Here is a 26,144-nt window from a genome sequence, read left to right on the forward strand (position 1 = left end):
GGATGGCTAGCGGATCTGGTTGATCAGGGAGGTGCCGGCGACGACCACCCGGTTGTCGGGGCTGAGCCCCCTCGTCACGATCACGGTGCGCGCATCGAGCGCGGTCGCCTCGACCGGCAGGGCAATGAACCGCTGGGCGCCGGACTTGATCCAGACCACCGTTTCATTGGCCGGGTTGCGTGCCAGCGCCTCGGCCGGCAAGGCGATGCCCTTCACCCTGGTATCGAGCCGGGCCAGCACCGTCACCGGCTGGCCCACGGCCAGGTCGAGCGCCGTCGCCCGCGCGCGGAAATGAATCGGCACGGCGCCGTCGCGCAGGCTGCGCCCTCCCCCGAGCAAGCTCAGCTCGGCATCCGGCAGGTCGACCAGGGTCGCGGCGCTGATCCTGCGGGCCAGGCCCGCATCCGGCGACCAGGCTTCGATCAGCATGCGCTGTGGATCGACAATCTCGAACAGCACGTCGCGCGGCTCGACGATCTGGCCGTTGAGCACCGCGGCGCTGGCGATGATGCCGGCGGCAGGCGCGACGATCGCCTCGACGCCGGCGATCGAACCGGCCACCGCCCGCTCCTGGCCGATGACGGCGGCCAGTTGCGCCCGGGCGGCTTCGATTTCCTTGGCCGGCACCACGCCTTCGAGCGACTGCAGGCGTTCCACCCGTTTGGCCAGCATGCCCCGGTTGGCGCGCAGCTCGGCGAGCTGGGCGGCCTGGTTGCCGCGTTCGATGGCCCCACCAGTCGGGCGCAGTCGGGCCAGCACCTGGCCTTTCGCCACGCGCTGGCCGGCCACCGGCAAACCGTTCGGTCCCGGCGCGATCTGCCCGGCGAACGGCGCCTGCACGCGCCCTCCGAAGTTCGGATCGATGCTCGCGCGGCCATTGAGCTGCACCGTGCGGGCATGGTCGCCGTCCCTGGCCATCAGCGTGCGCACGCCCATCCGGCGCTGCGCCAGTTTCGGCACGTTGACGCTGCCGTCGGGCAGGCGCGCCAATCCGCCGACGGCGGCATTGGCCTGGCCGTCGAGGTGTTCGCCGTTCGGACCGTGCGCGCCGGGCGAGGCCAGCAGCGAAGTCGTGGCCAGGGCGCAAGCCAGGCCGGCCGCGATGCGTTGTATTGTTTTCATCGTTACATGTCCTTGCGTTGGCGGCGGCGCCGCGCGAATACTGCTGCGGCGGCCGCGGCCACGATGGCGCCGCCGCCTGCCAGCAGCCAGCGGCGCTCGCTGGCGTGGCCGGGCCCATGATCGTCGGCGGCCTGGGTGACCGTGAGGGTGCCTTCGAGCAGGTCGCTTTCTTCGCCTGCGACCAGGGTGAACAGCAGCGCATGCTTGCCCGGCTTCGAAATCGCGGCCAGGAAGGCCGGATCGTCGACGGCATAGTCGCCAAGGTCGGCGTGGAACCTGGCTGTGGCCTTGAGTTCCTTGTACTGCACCTCGAGCGCAGCGCCCAGCACCGGCTCGTTGGTCTCGTAGCGGTCGACCATGATCGACAGTTCGTCCCTGGTGAGGTGGCCGAGCAGCTCGAAGGCATCGCTGAAGGTCTCGATGCGGGGCAGCGTGGAGACGGCGCCCGTGGCGCCGGCCTGGCCATCGAGGTGCTCGCCGTTGGGGCCGTGGGCGCCGGGATTGGCCGATGCCGGCGATATGACCAGCATGGCGGCGAACAAGAGGTTCAGGTGGCTCATGGAAGAATTCCTAAGGCTTGGTTGCGTTGGGCATGCGCGAACCCCAGCGCGACTTTCTGTTGGGCGACGGCGACGTCTGCCTCGTGCGTCAGCGCCCGCGAACGGAGTAACTCGGCCAGCCCTTTTTCACCCTGCCGAAACGCCTTCTCGAACAGCGCCGTGTGTTCATGCAGGACGCGTGCGCGTGCGGTGGCGATCTCCAGGGCCGTACGCGCATTGGCAAGCCGTATGTGCGCGATATCGAGATCGGCCACGGCACTGGCCTGGGCCTCGGCCGCCTCCGCGGCTGCGGCCGCGATGCCGGTCTGCGCCTGGGCTTCGTCGGGCCGGTTGCGCGCGGCGCTTCCCAAGGGTATCTGCAGGGCCAGGCCGATGCTGTTGACCGGCTCGCGCAACATTGTTTCTTCTTCTCTGCGCAGCGACAAGGCAACGGTCGGTGGAGCCGCACGCGATGCCACCGCCAGGCGCAGCGCCGCCCGCGCGCGCTCTTGCGCAGCCTGGACGGCTGCCAGGCGCGGATGGGCAGGAGCCTGGCCTTGGGAGAGGGGTTCGGGTTCGAGCGCAGGCAAGACCGGCAGGCCGGTCAGGACCCGATAGCGTGCCAGCGCTTCGAGGGCGGCGGTGCGGGCATGCGAGACGTCGATCCGGGCCGCCAGCACCTCCTGCTCGGCGAGCAAGGCGTCGCTCCTGGCAAGGTCGCCCGCCTTGACGCGCTGCTGCACCTCGCCCAACAGCCCTTCCAGGTGTTCCAGGTGGTCCTGTTTTTCCTCGAGCCTGACCTGGGCGGCCGCGGCTTCCCAGATGCGCTCGCGCACCAGGCCGGCCACGGCCAGGCGCGTCGCCCCGATCTGCGCCGCCACTTCCTCGCCGCCGCGCGCGGCCATGTCTTCGCGCGCGCTTTTCTGGCCCGGCAGGTAGAACGAGGACGACAGCGACAGCTCGGATTCGCGCTGCGCGCGTGCGGAGCGCCCCTGGTCGGCGCGCTGCGACAAGCCCAGCGTCGGACTGGCAGCCACCCAGGAGCTGGCGATCGCGCGCGCGGCGAGCGCTTCGTCCTGACGCGCCTCCAGGGTGCGGGCGGCGGGCACACGCTGCCATGCGCCGTCGATGGCCTGTTTCAGGGTGGGGCCGGAGGCAGCCGGCGTGGCGGGCGCTGCACCGGCCCAGCCGGGCAGGATCAAGGCAGCACTGAAAACGTACAGCGACAGGCGGCAAGCGCGCATGTGTTCTCCATCGGGTGATCGTCGAAATCACCGGGGGCGAGCACGCCGGCGCAAACCAGGCTTGGGCCTGGACCTGCCGGTTATGCGTGCAGCGTCCCCCCGGCGGCGTGGCCGGGGGACGACGCAGGAGGCCTGTGGGGCCCGTCGAGGAAAGGTTCGGGGACTGCCTGGGCGATATAGGGCCCGGGTTCGGATGGTGTCTTGCAGGATGGCAGCGTCAGCCGCGGCAGGCCGACACTCGCCGGTTGGGAGCATGAGGCGTGCTCCTGGAAATGCGCCACCGATTCGTCGGACTCGTCGTAGTGCACGCTGCCGTCATCGTCATGGTGATGCAGGATGCGTTCATCGTGTTCGAGCGTGTGCACGAGCGTTGCCGCGCCGGCAGTGGGCGACACCCCGCCTTGCATGGCAAAACCATACAAAGGCAGGCACAACAACAGGAAGAGGTAGACGATCCGGCGCAAGATGCACATATCCAGGGTGACGTGGGCGGAATTATAGCAGCCCGCTTGCCGGCTGGCTGGCTGGCCGGCTGGCATGCACCGTACGCCCGCTTAGAAGGTCGCGCGCACGCCTACCGTGATATTCCGCCCAGGCAGCGGCGCGATATCCTTCAGCACCGAGGTCGAGATCCGGATTTCCTTGTCGAGCAGGTTCTTGCCGATGATGAACCAGGTCAGGTCGGTCTGCTTCAGGCGCTGGGTATACGACAGGTTGGCGTCGAGCTGGGTATAGCCGGGGGTCGGGTTCGCCTCAAAGGACGCCAGGCGCTCCTGCTCGAAGGCGCGCAGCACCGACACGCCGCCGCGCAGCGGGCCCTGCCTGTAGCCGGCTTCCACGCCCAGGCGCCTGGCAGGTTGCAGCGGCAGGCTGCCGGCGCCGTCCAGCGCGCCGCGCGAGAGGTCGCCGAAGGCACGCAGCGACAAGCCTTCGTTATGCTGGTTCCAGCTGATTTCGGCCTCCGCGCCGCGGATCGTCGCATTGGCCTGGCGGAAGGTACGCTGGCGCAGTTCGTCGCCCGGATTGCCTTCGTCGTCCACCAGGATGTCGCTCACTTCCCCGTAGATATAGTCGCGCACGCGGTTCTGGAACAGGTTCGCCTGCCAGCGCACCAGCCCGGTCGTCTTGCGGAACGAGAGGTCGATATTGCGCGAGGTTTCCTTCCTGAAGCCGGCGTCGCCGATGTCGAAGGTCTGGGTCGACTCGTGCGGGCCGCCCGAATACAGTTCGTCGGCGCTCGGGGCGCGCTGGGCGACCGAGGCTGTCAGGCCGGCGTTGTAGCCGGCCGTGATCGGGAAAATCGCACCGGCCGAGTAGGACAGCAGGTCAAAGCTGCGGCGCGGCGCGCCTTCCGGTTCGCGCTTGACCGACTCCATCCGCACGCCGGCGTTGACGCGCGCTACGCCGAAATCGCGCTCCTCGACAAGGAAGGCGGCATGGGTGTCCGACACCGTGACAGGCACCGTCACCGATTCACCGCTGTCGGCGGACAAGCCCGAGAAGCGCACATGCTCGGTCTGCATCCCGAAGCTGCCGGTCCAGCCGGCGACCGGCTTGTGCTTCATCTCGAGCCGGGTTTCCAGCGCCCGGTTGGCGAACACGGTTTCCGGGCCGCCTTCGGCGTTCAATTCGACGTGGCCGTAATCGTTGTAGCCGACCTTGAAGCGCAGCGTCTCGAAGCCCGGCAGCGGGGCGTCGAGCAGGCTGTCGATGTCGTAGCGGGTCTGGTCGAGGTCGATCTGGGCGCCCTCGCCGCCCGGGATGCCGTATTGCTTCTTGAGCGAGCTGACCGAGGCGCCGACGTAGCCGCCCTTGCCGATGTAGGAGGCGCCGGCGCCCAGCGTGTGCTGGCGCAGTGCCGAATTGGGCAAGGTATCGCCTGCCGGTGCGCCCGGCACATGGTAGTCGCCGGCGTCGCGGCCGCTGCCGTCGACATGCAGGGCCATCTTGCCGGCCGAGGCGTCGCCCGAGAACGACACCGCGCGGCCATGGTCGACGGTGCTGTAACGGGCTTCCACCAGGCCGCCCGGCTTGTCGTGGTGCTCGGTCGGGATGCGCTCGTTGACCACGTTGACCAGGCCGCCGATCGCGCCTGAACCGTACAGCAGCGCGGCCGGACCGCGCAGGATCTCGATCTGGCGCGCGGTTGCCGGTTCGCCCGTCACGGCATGGTCGTTCGACAGGCCGGACAGGTCGGAGACGGCCATGCCGTTTTCCAGCACCTTGACCCGGTTGCCCTCCATGCCGCGGATGATCGGGCGCGATGCGCCGGCGCCGAAGGCCGAGGCCGAGACGCCGAGTTCATTCGACAGGGTTTCGCCAAGCGAGCTGCCGAGTTTGCTACGCAGCTCGTGGCCGGCCAGCACCTTGGCCGGCGTCAGGATCTGGTCGCCTTCGGAGGCATTGAACGGGGTGGCGGTGACCACGACGGTCGCGATCGGCTCCGCCGTGGTGGTCTGGGCAAACGAGAATGGTGCGAAGGCGGTCAGGACCGCGCTCGCCAGGAGAGTGCGCTGGACATGCATGATGATTCCTTGATTGAAAATTGAGCGGACGCGCGTGCGGGCACAAGCCGGCGCAAGCGGGTCAGGAAGTCAGGGCAGTCAGGCGACAGGTGGAGCGCGGGAAGAAAAATAGGCGGTGAACGGGACGTCCCACGAATCGAACGCGGCCCACAGGGCCAGCACCTGGCCGCCCGGCATGATGCCGGCGACGCAGCCGGGCGTGCTCAGGGCCGGTGCGACCGTGGCGGCGTCATAGGCCAGGCAGGAGTGCTGAAGGGCTTTCTGGTGTTCGGCGTCGGCAGCGGTGGCCGCAAAGGCCAAGCCGCCTGCGGCGCTCGCGGTCTGCGATGCGTGCGAGATCCGGTGCGACAGACCCTGCCAGTGCGCAAACACCATCGCCAGCGCCAGCGCCAGGATGCAGACCATGGCGAAGCGGGTAGACCGAATGCGTGAGCGCTGGACAACCATCGATATGTCAATACGAGTAAGCGTGTGCCTGCGTGGCGAGGCCCTGCATTATAGCCTGTCCGATGCGCGCGGCAAGCCACCCAGGCGTGTCAGCCCATCTCCGCCAGCGCGAACGGCGCGCCGCGGGCATCGCGCGCCGACAGCGACGGCTCGAACGCCAGCGGCCACACGATGCCCAGCTGCGGATCATTCCAGGCAATGCAGCGCTCATGCTCCGGGTAATAATAATCGGTCGACTTGTAGACGAACTCCGCGCCCTCCTCCAGCGCCAGGAAGCCATGCGCGAAGCCCGGCGGAATCCACATCTGACGCCTGTTCCCGGCGCTGAGCACATTGCCGACCCATTGCCCGAAGGTGGGCGAGCCGCGCCGCAGGTCCACCGCCACGTCGAACACGCTGCCGGCCACCACGCGCACCAGCTTGCCCTGCGGGTGCTCGATCTGATAATGCAAACCGCGCAACACGTTCGGCGCCGACTTCGAATGGCTGTCCTGCACGAATTCCACCGGCCGCCCGAGAATTTCCTCGAAGCGGCGCGCATTGAAGCTCTCGAAGAAGAAACCGCGTTCGTCGCCGAACACGCGCGGCTCGAGCAGGAGTACGTCGGGGATGGGCTGGGGCGTGGCGATCATGGAATGACGTTCGGCTCGCTGAGTACGCGCATCAGGTACTGGCCGTAACCGTTGTTCTGCATCGGCGCGGCCAGTTCGGCCAGCTGGGCGGCGCTGATCCAGCCCATGCGGTAGGCGATCTCTTCCGGACAGGCGACCTTCAGGCCCTGGCGCCGCTCGATGGTGGCGATGAAATGGCTGGCGTCGAGCAGCGACTCGTGGGTGCCGGTGTCGAGCCAGGCATAGCCGCGGCGCAGGATCTCGACCTGCAGCCGGCCCAGCTCCATGTAGGTGCGGTTCATGTCGGTGATTTCCAGCTCGCCGCGCGCGGAAGGGGTGAGCGAGCGCGCGATCTCCACTGCTTCGCCATCGTAGAAGTACAGGCCCGTCACCGCATAGTTCGAGCGCGGGGCGCGCGGCTTTTCTTCCAGGCTGATGGCGCGGCCGTCAGGCCCGAACTCCACCACGCCATAGCGTTCCGGGTCCTGCACGTGATACGCAAACACGCTGGCATCCTCGCGCTCCGACGCCCGGTGCAGCATGTGGTACAGGTCGTGGCCGTAGAAGATGTTGTCGCCCAAAACCAGCGCCGAGGGGCTGCCGGCCAGGAAGTCCGCGCCGATCAGATAGGCCTGGGCGATGCCGTCCGGGGACGCCTGCACCGCGTACGAGATGTCGAGGCCGAAGCGCGCGCCGTCGCCGAGCAGCTGCTCGAAGCGCGGCGTGTCCTGCGGGGTCGAGATGACGAGGATGTCCTGGATCCCGGCCAGCATCAGGGTGCTCAGCGGGTAGTAGATCATCGGCTTGTCGAACACCGGCATCAGCTGCTTCGACACCGCCAGCGTGGCCGGGTACAAACGCGTGCCGCTGCCGCCGGCCAGGATGATGCCTTTGCGCTTCATGGTTTTCCTTGTTGCGCCAGTTCTGCGATCAAACGGTTGACGTGGTGGCGCCAGTCGGGCAGCGCCAGCCCGAAGGCGCTGCGGAATTTGCCCGTGTCGAGCAGCGAATTGGCGGGACGCGGGGCTGCCGCGCCCCAGTCGCATGCAAGGACCGGCGTGATGTGGTCCATCTTGACTTTCAGGCGGGCGCCATGGGCCAATCCCTGCGCCACGACATGGCAGGCGTAGGCATGCCAGGTGGTCTGGCCGGATGCCGCCACATGATAAGTGCCCGACAGCGCTTGCGCGGCGCTGCCGATGGATGCGATGCGATGCAGCGCCAGTGCCGTCGTATCGGCCAGCAGTTCCGCGCTGGTCGGCGCCCCCGTCTGGTCCACGACGACGTCGAACGGCCGGCGCTCCCCGGCCAGTCGCAGGATCGTCTTCGGAAAGTTGTCCCCATGCCTTCCGAACACCCAGCCGGTGCGCAGGATCAGGTGGCGCGCGCCGCTGGCGCGGATGCGTTCTTCGCCCTCGAACTTGCTGCGGCCATAGGCCGACAGCGGATTGGCGGCGTCGGTTTCCAGGTAGGCGCCTTCCTTGCGGCCGTCGAACACATAGTCGGTCGAGTAGTGCACCAGCCAGGCGCCGCAGGCCTGCGCTTGCTCGGCCAGCACGCCGGGCGCCAGCGCATTGACGCGCCGGGCCAGCGCCTCATCACGCTCGGCGCGGTCGACCGCGGTGTAGGCGGCGGCGTTGACGATGATGTCCGGCTCGAAGGCCCGCACGCAGGCGCGCAGCGCATCGAGTTCCAGCAGGTCGGCGTCAAGGCGGCCGAGCGCGCGCAGTTCGCCCAGCAGGGCCAGCGAACGCCCCAGCTCCCAGCCGACCTGGCCATCCTTGCCGAACAAGAGGATCTTCATGCCTGGTAGTGCCCGGAAATCCACTCGCGGTAGGCGCCGCTGGTGACGTTCGCCACCCAGTCCTGGTGCGCGAGGTACCAGGCGACGGTTTTCCGGATGCCCGATTCGAAAGTCTCCGCCGGGCGCCAGCCCAGTTCGCGCTCGACTTTACGTGCGTCGATCGCATAGCGGCGGTCGTGGCCCGGACGGTCCTTCACGAAGCTCACCTGGGCCGCGTAAGACGCGCCGCCCGCGCGCGGGCGCAGCTCGTCGAGGATGGCGCAGATGGCGTGGACGACGTCGATGTTGGCCATCTCGTTGCAGCCGCCGATGTTATAGGTCTCCCCCACCCGGCCGGCGTCCAGCACCCGGCGGATCGCGCTGCAGTGGTCCAGCACATACAGCCAGTCGCGCACCTGGCGCCCGTCGCCGTACACCGGCAGCGGTTTCCCGGCGAGCGCGTTGTGGATCACCAGCGGGATCAGTTTTTCCGGGAAGTGGAAAGGGCCGTAGTTGTTGGAACAATTCGTGGTCAGCACCGGCAAGCCGTAGGTATGGTGCCAGGCGCGCACCAGGTGGTCGGATGCGGCCTTGCTGGCGGAGTACGGGCTGTTCGGAGCGTAGGGATGGTCTTCGGTAAAGGCCGGTGCATCGGGCGCGAGCGAGCCGTAGACTTCGTCGGTGGAGACGTGCAGGAAGCGAAAAGACGCGCGCTCGTTTTCCGGCAGTTCGGCAAAGTACCCGCGCACCGCTTCGAGCAGGTGGAACGAGCCCGTGACATTGGTGGCGATGAAATCGGCCGGGCCGGCGATGGAGCGGTCGACATGGCTTTCGGCGGCGAAGTTGAGCACCGCCCGCACCCGGTGTTCACGCAGCAGGCGCCCGACCAGTTCCGCGTCGCCGATGTCCCCGCGCACGAAATGGTGGCGCGCGTCGCTTGTGAGGCCGGCCAGGTTGGCCAGGTTGCCGGCATAGGTCAGCTTGTCGAGGTTGACGACCGGCTCGCTGCCCTGCGCCAGCCAGTCGAGCACGAAATTCGAACCGATGAAGCCTGCGCCCCCGGTGACAAGGATGGTCATACGCTAACCCGTTTTTGAATCCGGGCATGCGCCCGCCAACCCGGATTATGGCGCTTTTACGCCACTTGTGGGGCTAGAGCCCGCGCTGGATGAAGGAAGAGTTCTGCTGCTCGAGCACGATGCTCTGGATCGGCTCCGGACGCTTGGCGCGGCGGCGGCGCGCCCACCAGGCCGAGACCACGAAGGCATACACCGACAGGTACAGCAGGAAGCTGGCCAGCACGCCCTGCAGCAGGGCTTCGGGCATGTCGGAAAAGCGCACCGCCAGCATGGCCGGCACCACCGCGACCGCCCACGAGAACGGCGACACGCAGGCATTGCGCAGCGGCGCCGGCAGCGCGCGGAAATAGCGCGCCGCGATCGCGGTTTTCACGAGGCTGTGCAGGTGCCAGCTGTCCGGATGGCCCAGATGGCGGCGGCACCACAGGCGGCGCCCGATGGTGAACAGGGTTTCGAAGATCGGGTAGGCGCAGGCCAGCAGCGGCGCCCACGGCGAGACGCCCGGGTTGCGGTAGACCAGCATGACCGACAGCCAGGACAACAGGAAGCCGAGCAGGTAGGCCCCGCCGTCGCCCAGGAACAGCTTTCCGAAGGGGAAATTCACCACGAAGAAGCCGGCGGTGACCGCGCAGACGATGAAACACAACTGCGCCAGTTCGGCGTCGCCCGCGTTCTGGGCAATCAGGCCGACCGCCGCCATGCCGATCAGGACGGTGCCGCTGGCCAGGCCGTTGAAGCCATCGATGATATTGACCGCATTGGCCACGCCGCCCACCGCAAAGGCCGTGAACAGCACCGAGAAAGGCAGCCAGGCCAGCAGCGCGTCGAGCGGCTCCACGCCGCTGGCGACCAGGCTGATGCCGGTGAGGCCCCAGCAGCAGACACCGCTGGCCATGGTGGCGAGCAGGCGCGCCCGCACCGAGACCTTGCCGGTCAGGTCTTCGGCCAGGCCGAAGACAAAAGCGGGCATGGCGGCCACAAGCACCGGCAGCAGCAGTTCCTGCTGGCCGTCGGACAGCGCACACAGCGTCAGCCACAGCCCGAGCATGATGGCGGCGCCGCCGACGCGCGGCGTCGGGGTGATATGGAATTTTTGTACGCCTTGCGTCGCGTCGAGCGAATAGCGGCCGTGCCAGCGCGTCGTCAGGACGAGCAGCAGCGAACAGACCAGCGTGATGGCGAAGCCGAGCTCGAGGCCGGCGTAGGGAAGATTAAAAATACTCATAGAACCACTTTGTTAACTCGTCAATTCTATCGCATTTCAAATTCGCCAAGGCCCAATCATGTTACAAGCTGTTTCACATGCAGTGAATGCAAGTCCTTGATTGTGAAAGAACAATTAAACGATTCTAAGGAGTTTGATTATTCCCAATCAAGCTTCCTGAAACTTCTCATAATATTTCCCCACAATTTGTTACACTTTTCTTGCAGAAACTTTATTGCTGAGTAGCGCAGCAACTAACGAAAGCTGGTCCATGGCTTCCTGTCTCCGGCGTCCTGCCACGTTGCGCCTTTTTCTCCTCTTTTTTCTGACGCTCACTGCGGCGGCGCAGGCCCAGCCCGCTACCGAACTGGCCGAACTGCGCACCCGCCAGCTCGAGGCGGAAGCCCGCCAGGCGACCGCGGAAGCCGAGCGTGCCGAACTGCTGGCGCGGCTGCCGCCAAGCCAGTCCAAGGCCCTGGCCGGCAGCGTCGACACGCGCCAGTTCGGCGCCGCCGGGCTGGTGCGCGCCTTCGACCTGGCGCGCGAGCTTGCGCTCGAGCTCTGCACGCGCCTGCCCACCGACCGCCAGGCCGCCCTCTACGATCCAGTCACGGCCCAGGGCATGGTGGCGGCGCGCACCGTGGACAGCGCCCTCGCCCGCCTGTCCGGCGATATGGCGGCCAAGAACAAGGAACTCCAGCATTACCTGGACACCAACCGCCCGCCCGGCTCGGGTGCGGCCGCGCTGCCGCTGGCGGTGCTGGCCGTGGCGCCGGCGGTCGTGCGCGCCGGCGCCGATGTCGCCGCCCTGCTGCGCAGCGACGTGACGGCGGCCGGCATCGGCTATGGCGAAGGCGCGCGCAGCCTGTTCGCCAGCGCGCTGGCCCAGGCCTGCCCGGGCCGCATCAGCGGGCTGGGCGCCGGCTATCTCGGTGAGCTCGACTGGACGCGCTACGAAAAGCTGCTGGGCCGGGTCGGCGCCCTCGCCGGGCACCGCGCGGCCTACGCGGGGCGCATCGCCGAGCTGCAGGGCCTGCTCGACGCCGCAAAAGGCGAGCAGAAGAAGGAATTCGCCGCCGTGGCCCAGGCGGCGCTGGCGCAGCTCAAGGTCGTCGATACCTTCGTCGACTCGCTCAAGGCCGGCGAAGCCAGCGACAAGAGCCCGCTGTTCAACGCCGTCCGCTACCTCGGCTACAGCGAACGCACCGCGGGCAGCCTGGTGCTGGACGCCGACCTGCGGCTGGAAGGCTTGAGCATCGTGAAGGAAAACCTGTTCACCGGCCAGCACCTGCGCCTGTCCGGCGTGGCCTTCCTCTGGTACCGGCTGCACGAACCGGATGGCCGGCTGCTGCAGGCCGAGGCGCTGCGCCGGATCACCCGGCCGGTCGAGATCGACCTGCGCGGATCAAGCGCGCCGGACACCTTCTGGTCGGGCCGGTAGACCGTCTTCACCGTCAAGCCCTGGATCGCGAGTTTCGGCGCGTAGGGTGGGCGGCTATACCGGTCTGTATGAACATCGCACACGGTTGCGCCGCCCGCGCGTTCAAACCACGGTAATCAACCCGCTCCGCGATTTTCATGGGTTCCTTGAACGCGCGGGCGGCGCACACGGCACGGAACCATCCCCGCAGGAGGTGTAGCCGCCCACCCTACGGACGTTGCTTCACCGCCTGGTCGATCGCGCCGAATATCGACTTGCCCTTCTCGTCCAGCATCTCGATGCGGATCGTGTCGCCGAAGCGCATGAAGGGCGTGCTGGCTTCGCCGTCGGCGATCATTTCCAGGCAGCGCTGCTCGGCGATACAGGAATAGCCCTTTTTCGTATCCTTGTTCGAGACCGTACCCGAGCCGACGATGCTGCCGGCGCGGACGTTGCGGCTCTTGGCCAGGTGGGCGATCAGTTGCGGAAAGTTGAACACCATGTCGGTGCCCGCATGCGGCTGCCCGACCAGGTGGCCGTTCCAGGTCGAACGGAGCGGCAGGTGGACCTTGCCGCCGCGCCAGGCATCGCCCAGCTCGTCCGGTGTCACGGCTACCGGCGAAAAGCTGGTGGCCGGTTTCGATTGCAGGAAGCCGAAGCCCTTGGCCAGCTCGTCGGGGATCAGGTTGCGCAGCGAGACGTCGTTGGCCAGCATCAGCAGGCGGATCTGGCCGTGGGCTGTGTCGGGCGTGGCGCCCATCGGCACGTCGCCGGTGACGACCGCCACTTCGGCCTCGAAATCGATGCCCCATTCCTCGTGCGCCAGCACGATATCGTCCGTCGGCCCCAGGAAATCGTCACTGCCGCCCTGGTACATCAGCGGGTCTTCCCAGAACGAGGCCGGCATTTCGGCCTTGCGCGCGCGCCGCACCAGTTCCACGTGGTTCACATAGGCCGAACCGTCGGCCCACTGGTAAGCGCGCGGCAGCGGCGCCATGCAATTGGCGGGGTCGAAATCGAAGGGGCGGCGGGCGCGGCCCTCGGCCCTGCCCTCGTTGAGCAACAGGTAGAGGTCGTGCAGTTGCGGCGCGATAAAGGCCCAGTCGTCGAGCGCGGCCTGCAATGTCGGCGCGATGCCGTCGGCGACGTGGGCGGTTTTCAGGTCGCGCGAGACGACCAGCAACTGGCCGTCGCGGCTACCGTCCTTGAGTGTGGCGAGTTTCATATGGCAGGCTCCGTTGGCAACCCGCCATTCTAATCGGCCCGGGTAATTATCACCGCGTGGGCAGGGGGCAGCTCAGGGTACCAACAGGTCGAGCTGTTCCTTCTCGAGGAAGCACCACTCCCCCTCCTGCAGCCCCAGCGCCTCCAGCGTCAGGGCGCCGATCTGCGAGCGGTGCAGCGCGCTGCAATGGTTCCCCGCCGCAGCCAGCATGCGCTTGACCTGGTGGTACTTGCCCTGCTCCAGCACGATCTCGAGCAGATGCTCGCCACGCTGTACACAAGACAGGGCCTTGAGCGGCGCCGGCTCGTCGTGCAGTTGCACGCCGGCCAGCAATTGCTCTACCAGCTCAGGCGTCACCGGCTCGGCGGTCGTGGCCTGGTAGACCTTGGGGACGTGGCGCTTGGGCGAGGATTGGGCGTGGATGAAGGGGCCGTCGTCCGACATCAGCAGCAGCCCGGTGGTGTCATGGTCGAGGCGGCCGACCGGCTGCACTTCGCGCCAGGTGAACTGCTCGGGCAGCAGGGTCAGGACGCCGGGGTGGTGGCTGGGTTTGCGCGAGCATTCGAAATTGGCCGGCTTGTACAGCGCCAGGTAGAGGTGTTCGCGGTAGCGCCATTCCTCGTCGAAAACCGTCAGCACCAGGTCGGCGGTATCGAAAGTGGCCTTGTAATTGTTCTCAGGCGTGCCGTTGACCGACACGTCGCCGTCCTCGATCAGGGCGCGGCAGTATTTGCGGGTGCCGAAACCCTGCGATTGCAGGATACGGTCGAGGGAAAGTTTGCTCATGGGGCGCCACTTTACCAGAACGCACTAGCCCGAACTAGCCGGAACACCCCGGCAGTTCCCTACCCCAACCGAGTAAGGATTCCTACCCCCGCTGCCGGACTATCCCCCGGGGGTTCGTGCATACGCTCATTTGACAAACGTCAAGCTTCGGAAATTTCCTATTGATAGACTTCAACGCATTAGGAATCCGCCTAACGGCCCGAGGCAATCGTTACAGCAGACTTACCTCGCATCGAAGAATAGGACATGACCGTGCATACCGACGCGCAACTGACCAACGAATCATTCCCGCCACGCAATAACACCGCGGACCGGCACAGGATTGCCCAATTTCACGTTTCCGGATTTCCGGCCCAGCTTGCACTGGCGCGCTGGCAATATGGCGGCGAGACGCCCCACCTGCATCCGGGCGTGCCTGCAATACGCGCCGCGTTTTACGCAGCAGCGCGGCATGACTTCCAGGCCTGGCTCGCGTGCGGCGGCTTCCACGCGGCCGAGGACCCGGCCGGCGACGTGCCGGTGAGCGCCCAGACACCCACGACATGCCAAAATGAAAACGACGGCCGGAGCCGTCGTTTCCAATTCCTGAAAAGGAACACAACTGTGAGGAATTGAATTCTCTCGAGCCGCACTCTGGGTGCGGTTGGGGGGTGCGTCTTTCAGTTGGGGATCTTCACACGATCTGGAAGTGTGGCCTGCCCGTCCCGCAAGTCGCTACACACAATATAGAACAAGAAACGCAGGATGCAAGCAAAATGTCATCGTAATTGCGGCACCGCGCCGCGGTAGGCGGCATTCACGGCCCCGTTGCCCACTGCCGCGCCGAACTTTTTCAGCACCCGTTCCGGCAAGCCTTCGTGGGCGGTGTAGTCGACGATGTCCTCGGCCTTGACGATGTCGCGCGCCACGGTGTCGACCGTGCCGAAGCCGTCGGCCAGGCCCATTTCCACGGCTTTCGCCCCGGTCCAGTACAGACCCGAGAACATGTCGGGCGTCTCTTTCAGTCGCTTGCCGCGCCCGGCGCGCACCACCGAGATGAATTGCTGGTGGATTTCGTTGAGCATCGCCTGGGCATGCGCCTTGTGCTTGTCCGACTGCGGGCTGAACGGATCCAGGAACCCCTTGTTCTCGCCGGCCGTCAGCAGGCGCCGCTCGACGCCCAGCTTTTCCATGGTGCCGGTGAAGCCGAAGCTGTCCATCAGCACGCCGACCGAGCCGACGATCGAGGCCTTGTTCACATAGATGCGGTCGGCCGCCGAGGCGATGTAATAGCCGCCCGAGGCGCACATCTCGTCCACCACCACGTAGAGCGGCTTGTCCGGATAGCCGCGCTTGAGGCGCTGGATCTCGTCGACGATGATGCCGGCCTGGACCGGGCTGCCGCCGGGGCTATCGATGCGCAGCACCACCGCGGCCGAGCCGGAATCGGAGAACGCCTTGTTCAGCGAGGGAATCACGGTATCGGCCGCGCCGCTGCCTTCTGCCTCGATCTCGCCGTTAATTTCGATTAAAGCCGTGTGACGTCCGAGGTTTTCGTCGCCGCCCAGTCCGAAGGTGGAATCGTAGTAGGTCAGCAGGGCAATAATGCCCAGCAACAAAAACCCCAGCTTGAAGAAAATGCCCCAGCGGCGCGCGGCACGGCGTTCGCGCACGGTGGCGAAGACGAGCTTTTCGAGCGTCTCGCGCTCCCAGTTGCCCGCGGTGGGGTTGGCGGCGAGCCGTTTTTCGGCTGGCAGCTCGGCTTGATGATCGTGACTCGGTTGGTCGCTCATAGGTTCCAAAATCGGTTCTACATCTTAAACTGCCCCACTGGCTGTCGGGGCCTGCACCATGGCGTCGGGCTGCCACCAGATGCCGCCGTCGTGCTCGAGCACGGCGATCGGCCGCAGCCGCCCTCCCCGGCACGGGCCGCCGGCGCACTTGCCGGTATCCGGTTCGTACATGGCGCCGTGGGTGGAGCACATCAGGTACAGCCCGCTGGACTCGAAAAAATCGCCCTGCGACCAATCGAGCTCGATCGGCACATGGGCACAACGGTTCAGATAGGCAAAAGGTTTACCATCATAACGTACCACAAAGCCGGTGGTGGGCTGCCCATAGGCAATAACCGGGAAGCGCACGCCCTTGCCGCCATCGCGCAGCGCGGCGGCTTCACAGACGAACATGCCGCGATCTTCCACGATTACTCCGCCATCCTCATGCATTCTCCAGCAGCCAGGCATGCAGCTCGGGAATCGACTTGGCCGAGAATAATGGCCGGCAAGCCTGCAGCTGGTGCACCGGATGGGCGCCGAACTCGACCGCGATGCCGGAGGCGCCGGCATTGGTCGCCATCATGAGGTCGTGGGTGGTGTCGCCGATCATGACGGTGCGGCGCAGGACCTGGCCCAGCTCGCGGGTGAGCTCCTGCAGCATGGCCGGGTGGGGCTTGGAGAAGGTCTCGTCGGCGCAACGGGTGGCGTCAAACGTGGACAGCAGCCCGGCCGCGTTCAGCGCCCGGTTCAGGCCGACGCGGCTCTTGCCGGTCGCCACGGCCAGGAAATAGCCCTCTTGCTTGAGTTCGCGCAACATCTCGCGAACGCCCTTGAACAGCACCAGTTCATGGTCTTTCGTCAGGTAATGGTAGCGGTAGCGCTCGACCATCCGCGGGTACATGGCCGGCTCGATGTCCGGCATCACGGCCTGCATCGCCTCGGACAGGCCGAGGCCGATCACGTGCGCGGCCGAGGCGTCGCTCGGCACCGGCAGGCCGAGGTCGCGCGCCGCCGACTGGATGCAACGGACGATGGTCGCCGTGCTGTCCATCAGCGTGCCGTCCCAATCGAAGACGATCAGGTCAAATTGCTTTCTTGGCATTGTTGTCGGCAGGGTTGCTGCCGGCTCCTTATGTATTGATCAGTATGCAAATGTGGCAGTTAAGCCACGGGTTGCCCCAAGCTTACCAAGAATCGGTCGCACTCGGCAGGCAAAGCCGCGCGCAGCGTCATCGGCTGGCCGGTGTCCGGATGCGTGAAGGTGATCTGGTGCGCGTGCAGGAACATGCGCTTCAGGGCGCCGCGGGTGGCGGTGCCCTTCTGCAAGGCCTTGTTGAACGGGAAATCGCCGTATTTGTCGTCGCCCAGGATCGGGAAGCCGCTGGAAGCCAGGTGCACGCGGATCTGGTGAGTGCGCCCGGTTTTCAGCTCGGCCTCCAGCAGGGCGAACTCCTGCCACTTGCGCTTCAGGTTGAAAACCGTGTGCGATTCCATGCCGCCGGCCTGCACCACCACGCGCCGCTCGCCATCCGCCGTCGTGTATTTATGTAAAGGAAGCTTTACATGCTGGCGCTTGTTGGTCCAGTCGCCATGCACCATCGTGAGGTAGCGCTTGTCGGTGTGGCCGTCGCGCATCTGCTCGTGCAGGTTGGTCAGTGCGGAACGTTTTTTTGCCAGCAGAAGCAGCCCGGAGGTTTCGCGATCCAGCCGATGCACCAGTTCCAGGAACTTGGCTTGCGGACGCGAGGCGCGCAACTGTTCGATCACGCCATACGACACGCCCGAGCCGCCATGCACGGCCACGCCGGCCGGCTTGTCGATGACGAGCAGGTGCGTGTCCTCGAACACGATGTCGAATTCGGCGCCGGGCGCCGCCTGGCTGCTGCTTTTTTCAGCGATGCGGATCGGCGGGATGCGCACCACATCGCCTTCGACCAGCCGGTAGAGCTGGTCGATGCGGCCCTTGTTCACCCGCACTTCGCCGGAGCGCAGGATGCGGTAGACATGGCTCTTCGGGACGCCTTTGCAGATGCGCAACAGGTAGTTGTCGATGCGCTGGCCGGCTTCTTCTTCGGTGATGGTGAGGAACTGCGCCTGCAGTGCTTGCTGTGATGAAGGGGGAACAACATCGTTTTGTATCGCCATTCGCATTGTCTTCCCAGAAATTCTCTCTAAGTCCTTCATTTTGAATATATAATCGACAGGCGGCGGTCAAACCTCTGCTGGTGTAAGAATTAAAACGATATTTTACACAGGGGCGCGCTCCATCGGCCCCGCCAGAGTGCAAATCGATGGAAAAAACGTGTACGCACATTCAGGCGCGAATCAGGGTTGCACCTGCAGTTGTAATCGGGTTGCGCGCGTGAGTGCAGGATTGGATTGTTTGGATTTATAAGGATAAGTACCAGCAAGCCGCCCCGTTTGGCGGCTCGCCGGTTGATGGTGTCGATAACGCTTGTCGTTGTGGCCCGACCCGATGGTGGCTTCACCTGAAGGCTTGAGACGATGGACTGATGAATCGGGCTGGTTGATCGCCCGCTATCGAGATCCTGGTTCTTCGCTTGCTGCGGTCAGGCTCGTTCTTGCACACCGCCTCGCTGTTCCCGCCGTGCCCACCCCAACGTGGTGGCAGTCGGAAGCAGTTGCAGGTTGCGGCGTGCGTAGACAATGACGTTCGGCTCCATTTGCGCCCTGTGCGGCCGCGACGCTACGCGTCGCCGTGCCCCATGCCCGGGCATTCCCCCCTCCAACATTCTTTCTCCGCGTACATCCCCCATGTACTTTCGCCGCGTCTTACAAACGCGGCATGACACGGCCCCCGGGCCGCGGAGTTAATAAAAATGAAACGTATGTTGTTTAACGCTACGCAGCAAGAAGAGCTGCGCGTAGCGATCGTCGATGGACAGAAACTGATCGACATCGACATTGAGACTGCAGGACGCGAACAGCGCAAGTCCAATATCTACAAGGGTGTCATCACCCGCATCGAACCCTCCCTCGAAGCCTGCTTCGTCAGCTATGGCGAAGACCGCCACGGTTTCCTCCCCTTCAAAGAAGTCGCCCGCACGTATTTCCGTGACGGCGTCGACGTTCGCAACTGCACCATCAAGGAAGCGCTGCGCGAAGGTCAGGAAATCATGGTCCAGGTCGAGAAGGAAGAACGCGGCAACAAGGGCGCCGCCCTGACCTCGTTCATCTCGCTGGCGGGCCGCTACCTGGTGCTGATGCCGAACAACCCGCGCGGCGGCGGCGTGTCGCGCCGCGTCGAAGGCGAGGAACGCCAGGAACTGCGCGAGACGATGGACAAGCTCGACCTGCCGCAGGGCATGTCGGTGATCGCCCGCACCGCAGGCATCGGCCGCAACGTCGAAGAACTGCAGTGGGACCTGAACTACCTGATGCAACTCTGGCGCGCAATCGAAGGCGCCGGCAAGTCGGCCGGCGGCGCCTTCCTGATTTACCAGGAATCCTCGCTCGTCATCCGCGCGATCCGCGACTACTTCCAGCCTGACATCGGCGAAGTCCTGATCGATACCGACGACATCTTCGACCAGGCCCAGCAGTTCATGAGCCACGTGATGCCGGACATGGCGCACCGCGTCAAGCGCTACAGCGACGACGTGCCGCTGTTCTCGCGCTTCCAGATCGAACACCAGATCGAGACCGCCTACGCGCGCACCGTGCCGCTGCCATCGGGCGGCGCGATCGTCATCGACCACACCGAAGCGCTGGTCTCCATCGACGTCAACTCGGCCCGCGCCACGCGCGGTTCGGACATCGAGAACACCGCCTTCAACACCAACTGCGAAGCGGCCGACGAAGTCGCCCGCCAGCTGCGCCTGCGCGACCTGGGCGGCCTGATCGTGATCGACTTCATCGACATGGAAGTGGCCAAGAACCAGCGCGAAGTAGAAACCCGCCTGAAAGACGCCCTGCACCACGACCGTGCCCGCGTCCAGATGGGCAAGATCTCGCGCTTCGGCCTGATGGAACTGTCGCGCCAGCGCCTGCGTCCGTCGCTGTCGGAAGGCTCGCACGTGACCTGCCCGCGCTGCTCGGGCACCGGCCACATCCGCGATACCGAATCGTCCGCCCTGCAGGTGCTGCGCATCATCCAGGAAGAGGCGATGAAGGAAAACTCGGCCGCGATCCACGTGCAGGTGCCGGTGGACGTCGCCGCCTTCCTGCTCAACGAGAAGCGCGGCGAAGTGCTCAAGATCGAGAGCCGCCACCGCATCACCGTGATCCTGATCCCGAACAAGCACCTGGACACGCCGCACTACAAGCTCGAGCGCATCAAGCACGACGACCCGCGCCTGGAAGACGCCCACGCCAGCTACACCATGGCGGAATCGGCCGACACCGACATGGCCTACGCCAAGCGCCAGAAAGAAGAAGCCAAGCCGCGCCAGGAAGCCGTGGTCAAGACCATCACCCCGGCCCAGCCGGCCCCGGTGGTGGACCGCAGCGAAGCAGCCAAGCCGGCCAAGCCGGTCGCCGCTCCGGCAGCGGCCCCGGTCGTCGCCCCGGCGCCTGCCGAAACCGGCTTCTTCGCCCGCATCCGCAAGTTCTTCATGGGCGAGCCGGTGCCACCGGCGCCAGCTCCTGCTCCAGTCGTGGCTGAAAAGCCGGCTGCTGCGGCAACGGGCGAGCGCGGCGAACGCGGCCAGCGCGGCCGCAACGGCAGCGGCCGTGGCGCCAAGGGCGGCCGTGACCGCAGCGAGCGTGACGCAACTGGTAAAACCGACGACACCGTGAAAGCCGCGGAGCTCGAAGGCAAGCCGGCACGTCCACCGCGTCCTCCACGCGAACCGCGTCCACCGCGCGAGCCGCGTGAGGGCGCCGAGGCGGCACAGGCCGCACCGCGTGGCGAACGCGCCGAGCGTGGCGAGCGTCCGGAACCGGGCGAGCGCAAGGAACGCGCACCGCGCCAGCCGCGTGAGCGCGGCGAACGCGCCGCCCAGCCGGTCGAAGCCAAGGCGGAAGAACTGAAACTGCACGCTACCCCGGCGCCGGTTGAAGCCGAACTGTCCACCAGCACGCCGCACGGCGACGTGCTCGAGCACGCAGTGAAAGTCGCCTCGACCGGTCCTGCCGGCGAGGAACTCGACGCCGACGGCGACGAGCCACGCCGCCGCCGCCGCCGCGGTGGCCGCAACCGCAACCGCCGCGACCGTGATGGTGCGGAGGGTAGCGAAGGCATGGAAGGCGCAGAAGGCGCACCAGCGTTCACGCCGGTTGCCGACGAAGAAGCTGCCAAGGTAGCTGCCCAGGGCCGTCCGCCACGGGCCAAGCAGGCTGCGGCATCGACCGAGCCGGCGCCATGGGTCTTCCCGACCTCGGCCTCGGTGGCTGCCGCCGCCGCTGCCAAGGCGCAAGCCGAGGCGCCTGCTGCTGTTGCTCCGGCTGCTGCACCTGCGGCCGCACCGGTGGCGACCGCTGCCGGCGAAGCGGGTGCATGGGCTTTCCCGACCGCCGCGTCGGTGGCTGCTGCGCAAGCTGCGGCTGCTCCGGCTGTCGAGGCTGCTCCTGCTCCGGTTGCTGCTCCTGTTGCTGCTCCTGTTGCTGCTCCTGCTCCGGTTGCTGCAGCGCCAGCGCCTGTGGAAGTTGCTCCGGCGCCGGTCGCACCTGCACCTGCACCTGCACCTGTCGCCGTCCAGGCTCCGGTCAACATGGACGACGTGCTGTCCAAAGCCGGCCTGCAACTGGCATCGACCGATCCGGAAAAGCTGCGCGCCGCACAGGAAGCCGCCGCCCAGGCCGCGTCGACCCAACGCGTCGGCCGCGCCCGCAAGCCGGTGGTCGTACCGGTGGACGAGCCGCTGATCCAGGTGGATACCAGCCGCCAGTAAGCCTTGTCGCATAGAAGGTAAGAAAGGGAAGCTTCGGCTTCCCTTTCTCGTTTCAGGGTGCTGGGTACACGAACTGGATGGGTTACGATCACTCTCATGCAAGCCCCCGCCCCCGTCACCTTCCGCCAAGCCCTGCTCTACTGGCTCAAACTCGGCTTCATCAGCTTCGGCGGCCCGGCCGGCCAGATCGCCCTGATGCACGCCGAACTGGTCGAGCGGCGGCGCTGGATTTCGGAGCAGCGCTTCCTGCACGCGCTGAACTACTGCATGCTGCTGCCCGGCCCGGAAGCGACCCAGCTGGCCGTCTACATCGGCTGGCTGCTGCACCGCACGCTGGGCGGCATCATGGCCGGGCTGCTGTTCATCCTGCCTTCGCTCCTGCTGCTCATCGGGCTGTCGTGGATGTACCTGGCCTGGGGCCATCTGCCGGCGGTCGCGGGCATCATGGCCGGGATCAAGCCGGCCGTGGTCGCCATCGTTATCGGCGCGGCCTGGCGCATCGGCACCCGCACCCTGCGCAACGGCCTGCTGTGCGCGATCGCCGCGCTGGCCTTCATCGGCATCGCCGTGTTCGACGTCCCCTTCCCGCTGATCGTGCTGCTGGCGGCAACGGCGGGTCTTGTCGGCGGACGCATCTGGCCGCACCGCTTCCAGCCCGGCGGCGGCCATCCCCTCGAGCGCAAGCACTACGGCCCGGCGTTGATCGATGACGATACGCCGACGCCCGAACACGCGCGCTTCTCGCTGCGCGGGCTGCTCAAGGTGGCGCTGGTCGGCAGCGGGTTGGCGCTCGCCGCCTGGCTGGTGCTGGCCGCGATCTACGGCGTGGACGGCACACTGGCCCGGATGGGCTGGTTCTTCACCAAGGCGGCCTTGATGACCTTTGGGGGCGCCTACGCGGTGCTGCCCTATGTGGTGCAGGGCGCGGTCGAGCAATACGGCTGGCTGAGCGCCGCCCAGATGATCGACGGGCTGGCGCTGGGCGAGACCACGCCCGGGCCCCTGATCATGATCGTGGCCTTTGTCGGCTTCGTCGGCGGCTGGACCCATGCGCTGTTCGGGCCCGACGCGCTGCCCCTGGCCGGCGCCGCCGGCGCGCTGGTGGCGGCGCTGTTCACCTTCCTGCCCTCCTTCGTGTTCATCCTGGCGGGCGGGCCGCTGGTCGAGTCCGGGCGCGGCAACGTGCGGCTGACCGCGCCCCTGACCGCCATCTCCGCCGCCGTGGTCGGGGTGGTCGCCAGCCTGGCCGTGTTCTTCGGGCAGCACGTGTTCTTCGCAGGCGGCACGGCCCAGCCGGCCGCGATGCTCATCGGCGCGGCCGCCAGCGTCGCGCTGCTGCGCTTCAAGCTCGGGCCCATCCGCCTGATCGCCGCCTGTGCGCTCGCGGGGCTCGTGCTATCGTATTGGCATGGCTGAAAAAATCATCATGATCAACGACTTGCGCTCGCCGATGCTGGCGGTGCCAAGCCAGGTCGACGCACCGATCGGACAGCTGCTCGATGCGCTCGGCCGGCCGCTGCACGACCTGCGCATCTCGGTCACCGACCGCTGCAATTTCCGCTGCGTGTACTGCATGCCGAAGGAAGTGTTCGACAAGGATTACGCCTACCTGCCGCACAGCGAGCTGCTCTCCTTCGAAGAGATCCAGCGCGTGGCGCGCATCTTCATTGCGCACGGCGTCGAGAAAATCCGCCTGACGGGCGGCGAACCGCTGCTGCGCAAGAACCTCGAGCGCCTGGTCGGCATGCTGCGCGCGCTGCCCACCCCAAGCGGTCGTCCGCTCGACCTGACGCTCACCACCAATGGCTCGCTGCTGGCGCGCAAGGCGCAGGCCCTGAAAGATGCGGGCCTTGACCGCGTCACGGTGTCGCTCGACGCGCTGGACGAAACCATGTTCCGGCGCATGAACGACGTCGACTTCTCGGTGGCCGACGTGCTGCACGGGCTGGACGCCGCGCACGCGGCCGGGCTCGGGCCGATCAAGGTCAACATGGTGGTCAAGGGCGGCACCAACGATGGCCAGATCCTGCCGATGGCGCGCCACTTCAAGGGCTCGCCCTTCATCCTGCGCTTCATCGAATACATGGACGTGGGCGCATCGAATGGCTGGAACATGGACGAGGTGATTCCGTCCGCAGAAGTCATTCGGCGCATTGGGGCCGAGCTGCCGGTGGCGCCCGCCTCGGCCAACTATGCGGGCGAAACGGCCGCGCGCTGGCGCTACCTCGACGGCAGCGGCGAAGTCGGCGTCATCTCCAGCGTCACGCAAGCCTTTTGCCACGACTGCTCGCGCCTGCGCCTCTCCACCGAGGGCAAGCTCTACACCTGCCTGTTCGCCACCCGGGGCCACGACCTGCGCGCCCTGCTGCGCACCGGCCGCGACGATGCCGAGCTGTCCGCCGCCGTCGCCCAGCTCTGGCGCGGGCGCACCGACCGCTATTCGGAAACGCGCACGGTCGACACGTCCAGCCTGGCGCCGGGGGCCAAGCGGGTTGAAATGTCTTACATCGGCGGTTAAAAAAACATGGACAAAAAACTCATCACAGGACTGGTCCTGGCGGGCGGGCGCGGCTCGCGCATGGGCAATGTGGACAAGGGCCTGCAGCCTTTCCGCGGCAGCACGATGGCCCAGCACGTGATCGACCGCCTGCTGCCGCAGGTCGGCTCGGTCATGGTCAACGCCAACCGCAACCTGGAAGCCTGGCTGGAACTGGCTGCGCCCGTGTGGGCCGACGAGACGCCCGGTTTTGCGGGTCCGCTGGCCGGAATGGAAGCGGGCCTGCGCCACTGCGTGACGCCCTGGCTGCTGGCCGTGCCCTGCGATTCGCCCTTCCTGCCGCATGATCTCGCCGTCCGGCTGGCCGCCGCGGTGGAAGACGCGGACGCCGACCTGGCTTTCGCCGTGACCCAGGAGCCGGGCATGCGCCCGCAAGCGCATCCCGTGTTCTGCCTGGTCAAGGCAAACCGGCTGCCGGTGCTGTCGCAATACCTTGCCGAGGGTGGACGGCGCATGGATGGCTGGTACAAGGACCTCAAGGCAATGGAGGTCCTGTTCGAAGACGCCGACGCCTTCCGCAACATCAATACCCTCGAAGAGCTGCACGTGCTGGACGACACGCTGCCGCCGACGCTGGCGAAGGTGACCAGCTGCCTCGATGGCTACGACCCGGACGCCCTACCCGTGCGCGACGCCCAGCGCATCATTCGCGACTTCGTGCAGCCGGTACGTTCAGTGGAAAAGGTCGCGCTGCGCGCTGCGCTGGGCCGCGTGCTCGCAGCAGACGTCATCTCGCCGATAAACGTACCTGCCCACGATAACTCGGCGATGGATGGCTTTGCCTTGCGTGGCGAAGACCTGCCGGCCGATGCGCCGGTAACGCTGCGCGTGATCGGTACGGCCTTCGCCGGCAATCCATCCGGGCTTGTTCCCGCCTCGGGCGAATGCGTGCGCATCATGACGGGCGGTGTCATGCCTGTCGGCTGCGACAGCGTGGTGCCGCAGGAATTCGTCAAGCAGGATGGCGACAGCATCACCTTGTCCGCCGGCGTAATCCGCCCTGGCGATAACCGCCGCTTCGCCGGCGAAGACCTGAAGGCCGGCAGCCCGGCACTCAAGGCCGGCCGCATCGTGCGTCCCGCCGACCTGGGCCTGCTCGCGTCGCTCGGCATGCCCGAGGTCGCCGTGCAGCGGCGCCTGCGCGTCGCATTTTTTTCGACCGGCGACGAACTGCGTTCGGTCGGCGAACCGCTGATTGAGGGCTGCGTCTACGACAGCAACCGCTACACGATCTACGGCATGCTGCAGCGCCTGGGCTGCGACTTCATCGACATGGGCGTGGTGCGCGACGACCCGAAAACGCTGGAAGACGCCTTGCGCAGCGCCTGCGAGAATGCGGACGCCATCATCACCTCGGGCGGCGTCTCGGTCGGCGCGGCCGACTATACCAAGCAGGTGATGGGCAAACTGGGCGACGTGACCTTCTGGAAGATCGGCATGCGCCCCGGGCGCCCGCTGGCCTTCGGCCGCATCAAGTCCAATGGCCGCAGCGCCTTCCTGTTCGGCCTGCCCGGCAATCCGGTCGCGGTGATGGTGTCCTTCTACTTCTTCGCGCGCGAGGCGCTGCTGCGCATGATGGGCGCCGACGCCCCGCTGCCGCTGCTGCGCGCGCGCTCGAGCGTGGCGATCCGCAAGAAGCCCGGCCGCACCGAATACCAGCGCGGCATCCTGTCGGCAGGCAGTGACGGCCAGCCCGAAGTGCGCATCACCGGCTCGCAAGGCTCGGGCATCCTGCGCTCGATGTCGGAGGCGAATTGCATGGTCGTCTTGCACGACGAGCAGGGCAATGTCGTGTCGGGCGACATGGTCGACATCATCCCCTTCGAAGGCTTGATGTAACCCGCGGCGGGCATTCGACACGCCCGTTAACCATTCCAAACAAAATCGGGGTCAGGTCCTGACCCTTCCCCACATATTTTCCTTGTAGGCGGGCCGGGTTGCTGCTAGCTTCCCTGTCAAAAAAGCGGTGCATGCATGGCTGTGTTAGCCCTCTCTT

Annotated in this window: 23 protein-coding genes; 6 read left to right on the forward strand and 17 right to left on the reverse strand. The window is 66.5% G+C overall.

All coding sequences use genetic code 11. The annotated features are described in order from the left end of the window. Positions 1–6 precede the first annotated feature (6 nt). From AC56LR_RS19375 to AC56LR_RS19425, 11 genes are all read right to left on the reverse strand, one after another. Complete coding sequence (locus AC56LR_RS19375) at positions 7–1,122, reverse strand: efflux RND transporter periplasmic adaptor subunit (protein ID WP_497132768.1); 1,116 nt, start codon at positions 1,120–1,122, stop codon at positions 7–9. Between the two features lie 2 nt (positions 1,123–1,124). Continuing rightward, on the reverse strand, positions 1,125–1,682 hold the full coding sequence (locus tag AC56LR_RS19380; protein ID WP_497132770.1) for a hypothetical protein: 558 nt from the start codon (positions 1,680–1,682) through the stop codon (positions 1,125–1,127). Next, positions 1,679–2,905 (reverse strand): TolC family protein, encoded by a 1,227-nt coding sequence (locus AC56LR_RS19385; RefSeq protein ID WP_497132772.1) that lies wholly within the window; start codon positions 2,903–2,905, stop codon positions 1,679–1,681. The genes AC56LR_RS19380 and AC56LR_RS19385 overlap by 4 nt, the downstream gene beginning before the upstream one ends. 80 nt (positions 2,906–2,985) lie before the next feature. Then, entirely contained in the window at positions 2,986–3,369 is a 384-nt protein-coding gene (locus AC56LR_RS19390) for a hypothetical protein (RefSeq protein WP_497132774.1), read from the reverse strand. Positions 3,370–3,459: 90 nt separating this feature from the next. After that, positions 3,460–5,430: a TonB-dependent receptor gene (locus tag AC56LR_RS19395; protein WP_497132776.1), complete on the reverse strand. Its 1,971-nt coding sequence runs from the start codon at positions 5,428–5,430 to the stop codon at positions 3,460–3,462. A 78-nt stretch (positions 5,431–5,508) separates the two neighbouring features. Then, positions 5,509–5,877: a hypothetical protein gene (locus tag AC56LR_RS19400; protein ID WP_497132778.1), complete on the reverse strand. Its 369-nt coding sequence runs from the start codon at positions 5,875–5,877 to the stop codon at positions 5,509–5,511. An 89-nt stretch (positions 5,878–5,966) separates the two neighbouring features. Then, positions 5,967–6,509, reverse strand: coding sequence for a dTDP-4-dehydrorhamnose 3,5-epimerase (rfbC, locus tag AC56LR_RS19405; protein WP_497132780.1), 543 nt, complete (start codon positions 6,507–6,509; stop codon positions 5,967–5,969). Then, positions 6,506–7,390, reverse strand: coding sequence for a glucose-1-phosphate thymidylyltransferase RfbA (gene rfbA / locus AC56LR_RS19410; protein WP_497132782.1), 885 nt, complete (start codon positions 7,388–7,390; stop codon positions 6,506–6,508). Before rfbA ends, rfbC begins: the two co-directional genes overlap by 4 nt. Then, positions 7,387–8,292, reverse strand: a complete 906-nt coding sequence (gene rfbD, locus AC56LR_RS19415) for a dTDP-4-dehydrorhamnose reductase (RefSeq protein WP_497132784.1) — start codon at positions 8,290–8,292, stop codon at positions 7,387–7,389. The genes rfbA and rfbD overlap by 4 nt, the downstream gene beginning before the upstream one ends. Then, a complete protein-coding gene (gene rfbB, locus AC56LR_RS19420; RefSeq protein ID WP_497132786.1) occupies positions 8,289–9,350 on the reverse strand; it encodes a dTDP-glucose 4,6-dehydratase in 1,062 nt (353 codons plus the stop codon). The genes rfbD and rfbB overlap by 4 nt, the downstream gene beginning before the upstream one ends. A 73-nt stretch (positions 9,351–9,423) precedes the next feature. Beyond that, positions 9,424–10,575: an MraY family glycosyltransferase gene (locus AC56LR_RS19425; RefSeq protein ID WP_497132788.1), complete on the reverse strand. Its 1,152-nt coding sequence runs from the start codon at positions 10,573–10,575 to the stop codon at positions 9,424–9,426. A 280-nt stretch (positions 10,576–10,855) separates the two neighbouring features. Between AC56LR_RS19425 and AC56LR_RS19430 the strand changes: the two genes are divergently transcribed. Then, complete coding sequence (locus AC56LR_RS19430; RefSeq protein WP_497132790.1) at positions 10,856–11,995, forward strand: hypothetical protein; 1,140 nt, start codon at positions 10,856–10,858, stop codon at positions 11,993–11,995. Between the two features lie 208 nt (positions 11,996–12,203). On the opposite strand, the gene AC56LR_RS19435 is transcribed toward AC56LR_RS19430, so the two are convergent. Further along, a complete protein-coding gene (locus AC56LR_RS19435; RefSeq protein ID WP_497132792.1) occupies positions 12,204–13,199 on the reverse strand; it encodes a fumarylacetoacetate hydrolase family protein in 996 nt (331 codons plus the stop codon). Positions 13,200–13,271: 72 nt separating this feature from the next. Further along, positions 13,272–13,985, reverse strand: coding sequence for a pseudouridine synthase (locus AC56LR_RS19440; protein ID WP_497132794.1), 714 nt, complete (start codon positions 13,983–13,985; stop codon positions 13,272–13,274). Positions 13,986–14,231: 246 nt separating this feature from the next. Here AC56LR_RS19440 and AC56LR_RS19445 point away from each other — a divergent pair, with 246 nt between their 5' ends. After that, positions 14,232–14,600: a hypothetical protein gene (locus AC56LR_RS19445; protein WP_497132796.1), complete on the forward strand. Its 369-nt coding sequence runs from the start codon at positions 14,232–14,234 to the stop codon at positions 14,598–14,600. 143 nt (positions 14,601–14,743) lie between these two features. Here the strand turns inward: AC56LR_RS19445 and AC56LR_RS19450 are convergent, their stop codons facing one another. Genes AC56LR_RS19450 through AC56LR_RS19465 form a run of 4 tightly spaced genes read right to left on the reverse strand, consistent with a single transcriptional unit; the run spans position 14,744 to position 17,884 of the window. Further along, complete coding sequence (locus AC56LR_RS19450) at positions 14,744–15,757, reverse strand: S49 family peptidase (RefSeq protein ID WP_497132798.1); 1,014 nt, start codon at positions 15,755–15,757, stop codon at positions 14,744–14,746. Positions 15,758–15,781: 24 nt separating this feature from the next. Next, complete coding sequence (locus AC56LR_RS19455; protein ID WP_497132800.1) at positions 15,782–16,165, reverse strand: Rieske (2Fe-2S) protein; 384 nt, start codon at positions 16,163–16,165, stop codon at positions 15,782–15,784. Positions 16,166–16,181: 16 nt separating this feature from the next. Then, positions 16,182–16,841 (reverse strand): HAD-IA family hydrolase, encoded by a 660-nt coding sequence (locus AC56LR_RS19460; RefSeq protein WP_497132801.1) that lies wholly within the window; start codon positions 16,839–16,841, stop codon positions 16,182–16,184. 59 nt (positions 16,842–16,900) lie between these two features. Further along, a complete protein-coding gene (locus AC56LR_RS19465) occupies positions 16,901–17,884 on the reverse strand; it encodes an RluA family pseudouridine synthase (RefSeq protein ID WP_497132803.1) in 984 nt (327 codons plus the stop codon). A 695-nt stretch (positions 17,885–18,579) separates the two neighbouring features. Here AC56LR_RS19465 and AC56LR_RS19470 point away from each other — a divergent pair. The 4 genes from AC56LR_RS19470 (at position 18,580) to moeA (ending at position 25,987) form a co-directional block, all read left to right on the forward strand. Then, complete coding sequence (locus AC56LR_RS19470) at positions 18,580–21,591, forward strand: Rne/Rng family ribonuclease (protein WP_497132805.1); 3,012 nt, start codon at positions 18,580–18,582, stop codon at positions 21,589–21,591. A gap of 96 nt (positions 21,592–21,687) precedes the next feature. Further along, entirely contained in the window at positions 21,688–23,007 is a 1,320-nt protein-coding gene (chrA, locus tag AC56LR_RS19475) for a chromate efflux transporter (protein WP_497132807.1), read from the forward strand. Beyond that, entirely contained in the window at positions 23,000–24,109 is a 1,110-nt protein-coding gene (gene moaA, locus AC56LR_RS19480) for a GTP 3',8-cyclase MoaA (protein WP_497132808.1), read from the forward strand. Before chrA ends, moaA begins: the two co-directional genes overlap by 8 nt. Before the next feature lie 6 nt (positions 24,110–24,115). Beyond that, positions 24,116–25,987 (forward strand): molybdopterin molybdotransferase MoeA, encoded by a 1,872-nt coding sequence (gene moeA / locus AC56LR_RS19485; RefSeq protein WP_497132810.1) that lies wholly within the window; start codon positions 24,116–24,118, stop codon positions 25,985–25,987. Positions 25,988–26,144: the final 157 nt, after the last annotated feature.

It is taken from the genome of Telluria sp. ZT3P39 (assembly GCF_059685935.1).

Bases quoted from the DNA above. Each gene is read 5' to 3' on its own strand.
- AC56LR_RS19375 (WP_497132768.1), bottom strand. From the start codon at position 1,122: ATGAAAACAATACAACGCATCGCGGCCGGCCTGGCTTGCGCCCTGGCC.
- AC56LR_RS19380 (WP_497132770.1), bottom strand. From the start codon at position 1,682: ATGAGCCACCTGAACCTCTTGTTCGCCGCCATGCTGGTCATATCGCCG.
- AC56LR_RS19385 (WP_497132772.1), bottom strand. From the start codon at position 2,905: ATGCGCGCTTGCCGCCTGTCGCTGTACGTTTTCAGTGCTGCCTTGATC.
- AC56LR_RS19395 (WP_497132776.1), bottom strand. From the start codon at position 5,430: ATGCATGTCCAGCGCACTCTCCTGGCGAGCGCGGTCCTGACCGCCTTC.
- AC56LR_RS19400 (WP_497132778.1), bottom strand. From the start codon at position 5,877: ATGGTTGTCCAGCGCTCACGCATTCGGTCTACCCGCTTCGCCATGGTC.
- rfbC (WP_497132780.1), bottom strand. From the start codon at position 6,509: ATGATCGCCACGCCCCAGCCCATCCCCGACGTACTCCTGCTCGAGCCG.
- rfbA (WP_497132782.1), bottom strand. From the start codon at position 7,390: ATGAAGCGCAAAGGCATCATCCTGGCCGGCGGCAGCGGCACGCGTTTG.
- rfbD (WP_497132784.1), bottom strand. From the start codon at position 8,292: ATGAAGATCCTCTTGTTCGGCAAGGATGGCCAGGTCGGCTGGGAGCTG.
- rfbB (WP_497132786.1), bottom strand. From the start codon at position 9,350: ATGACCATCCTTGTCACCGGGGGCGCAGGCTTCATCGGTTCGAATTTC.
- AC56LR_RS19425 (WP_497132788.1), bottom strand. From the start codon at position 10,575: ATGAGTATTTTTAATCTTCCCTACGCCGGCCTCGAGCTCGGCTTCGCC.
- AC56LR_RS19435 (WP_497132792.1), bottom strand. From the start codon at position 13,199: ATGAAACTCGCCACACTCAAGGACGGTAGCCGCGACGGCCAGTTGCTG.
- AC56LR_RS19440 (WP_497132794.1), bottom strand. From the start codon at position 13,985: ATGAGCAAACTTTCCCTCGACCGTATCCTGCAATCGCAGGGTTTCGGC.
- AC56LR_RS19445 (WP_497132796.1), top strand. From the start codon at position 14,232: ATGACCGTGCATACCGACGCGCAACTGACCAACGAATCATTCCCGCCA.
- AC56LR_RS19450 (WP_497132798.1), bottom strand. From the start codon at position 15,757: ATGAGCGACCAACCGAGTCACGATCATCAAGCCGAGCTGCCAGCCGAA.
- AC56LR_RS19460 (WP_497132801.1), bottom strand. From the start codon at position 16,841: ATGCCAAGAAAGCAATTTGACCTGATCGTCTTCGATTGGGACGGCACG.
- AC56LR_RS19465 (WP_497132803.1), bottom strand. From the start codon at position 17,884: ATGGCGATACAAAACGATGTTGTTCCCCCTTCATCACAGCAAGCACTG.
- AC56LR_RS19470 (WP_497132805.1), top strand. From the start codon at position 18,580: ATGAAACGTATGTTGTTTAACGCTACGCAGCAAGAAGAGCTGCGCGTA.
- chrA (WP_497132807.1), top strand. From the start codon at position 21,688: ATGCAAGCCCCCGCCCCCGTCACCTTCCGCCAAGCCCTGCTCTACTGG.
- moaA (WP_497132808.1), top strand. From the start codon at position 23,000: ATGGCTGAAAAAATCATCATGATCAACGACTTGCGCTCGCCGATGCTG.
- moeA (WP_497132810.1), top strand. From the start codon at position 24,116: ATGGACAAAAAACTCATCACAGGACTGGTCCTGGCGGGCGGGCGCGGC.